The 1864-nt window shown below is 66.8% G+C and carries 3 protein-coding genes; all 3 read right to left on the bottom strand.

The window, feature by feature from the left end; translation table 11 throughout:
• Positions 1–886 (bottom strand): hemin-degrading factor (locus tag DBR12_RS06930; RefSeq protein ID WP_233244333.1); only part of this gene is annotated, 886 nt, incomplete at its 3' end.
• A complete protein-coding gene (locus DBR12_RS06925; protein ID WP_108616587.1) occupies positions 883–1239 on the bottom strand; it encodes a hypothetical protein in 357 nt (118 codons plus the stop codon). The genes DBR12_RS06925 and DBR12_RS06930, both read right to left, overlap by 4 nt.
• A 204-nt stretch (positions 1240–1443) precedes the next feature.
• Positions 1444–1864, bottom strand: a 421-nt coding sequence (locus tag DBR12_RS06920; protein ID WP_146185490.1) for a TonB-dependent receptor domain-containing protein, incomplete at its 5' end; no start/stop codon positions are given.

Below are 1864 nucleotides of genomic sequence, written 5' to 3'. Positions count from 1 at the left end.
GCGCGGAGGGCGTGTTCATCGGCTGGATGTTGCGCACCGGCCCGGTGTGGATCTGGATGCAACCGCCGCTGCCCACAAACACCATGATGGGCAGGCCATCCACCGCAGCCTCGTCCAGCAAGCGTGACACAGCCTGGGGCGCAGCGCGCCACGCAAACTGGCCTTCGACGAGGCGAAAGCTCTGCTGGCGTTCCACGCCGAACTTCTTGGTCAGGGCAAAGAACTCGTGTGTGTCCTGCATGGCAGCCCAGGCTGCGCGCAGCCCATCCGCGTCGATGTCGGCATCGGGCCGCACCGGCTCAGGCGCCGGCGCAGCACCAAACACATAGCCCGCGCTGGGCTGCGCAAAGCGCTGCACCACGGCGTCAAACGCTGCCAAATCGGTCGCCTCGCGCACAAACACCTTGTGCACAGCGCGGCCTTGCGCGTTGAAAAACTGCAGGCTCCGCGCGGGTGCACGGGCGGGGTCGCTGGCCAGTTCCGTGACCGCAAAGCCAGCATGCCACTGGGCAAAGAACAAGCGCAGATCAATGTCCTCACCCAGCGCAATGCCTACCGGGCCTGTGGCCGACACCTTGGTGTAAACGCCGGTCTTCTCATGCACCACACCTTCATTGCGCGTGAGGGCCATCAGCGGGCCGCAGGCCTCCAGTGCCTGCAGCAGTGCCAACCACGAGCCCTGCAAAGGCAAGGCTTTGAGCGGGTAGTCATGCTCCCCCGCATGCGCAGCCACGGCAGCGCCTTCCGACAGCCCCAGGCTTTCGGCAGCATCTTTGGCGCGCTTGCCCATGGCGCGCGCCGCCGCAAACTGCGCGCGGATGACGGGCGCCGTCAGCAGGCGTGCACCACCGGCATCCGTGAGATGGACAGGTGCTGCGGCGCTCATTGCATGGCCTCCGGGGCAGCCAGCCACAGCGCTCGGCGCTGCTCAGCCGCCGACAGGGCCACGTGGGCCGCGCTGTCGGCGTTGCCATCCTGGGACTGGGCCTGCTGTGCCCAACGCGCCTGCAGGCTCCAGACCACAGTGCGAAAGTGCCCGGTAAAGCCATCGGTCTCGGCCAGCAACCGCAGGTTGGCCGCAATCTTGTGGCCCATCGCTTGGCGGTGGCTGTCGCAGCAGGCCTGGACGTAGCCAGTCATCAGCGCCAGCGTGCCCGCCAGCAAGGCCTCTGCGCAGGGCATGCTGTACTCCTCATCGCGGTGGCCGCCCGAAGCGGGCGTTTCAGGAACGTGGCTCATGGTGTTCTCCTTGGTGAATCTGCCTGGGATGGTGTGCCTTGGGGATGTCCTGCATAACTCCCTGCGGTCTGTGATAGCGCGGCCTCGGGCAGTCCGCTGCGTTGCTTTTCTTGCCAATAGCCGGGCTATTGGCTGCAAAAAGACGCCTTGCGGCCTATCCCGATCCGCACTACCACCGACTCGCGAGGGTTGTGCAGGACCTCCCTAGAAATCAGCCACCAGCGACACGCGCACGGCGCGGCCCGGCTGGCTGTAGGCGTCGATGAAGCTGGCGTTGGCGGCCAGGCCGCGCACGTCAGCCCAGCGCCAGTGCTTTTTTTCGGTGAGGTTGTAAATGCCTGCGTTCAGGCGCAGGTCCTTGCGGATGCGCCACTGGGCCGACAGGTCCAGCACCGTGTACGACGGGGTGAGGAACTGCGTGCTGCCGGTGGCCACGGTCACGTCGCTGGCCTTCTTGGCGGCGGCGTGGGTCATGTCCAGCCGCGCCATCCAGCCGCCGCTGTCATAGCGCAGGCCCGCCGTGAGGCGCGATGGGTCCACCGTGTTCACCGGCTTGCCGGTGGCCGTGTCGCGGCCGCGTGTCTGGCCATAGGCAAACGGTGAGCTCCACTGCCCGCCCGCCCAC

Origin of the sequence: Acidovorax sp. HMWF029 (assembly GCF_003060895.1) — a bacterium.
GTDB lineage: Bacteria > Pseudomonadota > Gammaproteobacteria > Burkholderiales > Burkholderiaceae_C > Acidovorax.
Note: the sequence above shows the minus strand (reverse complement) of the source record. Positions and strands in the feature narration are given on the sequence as shown.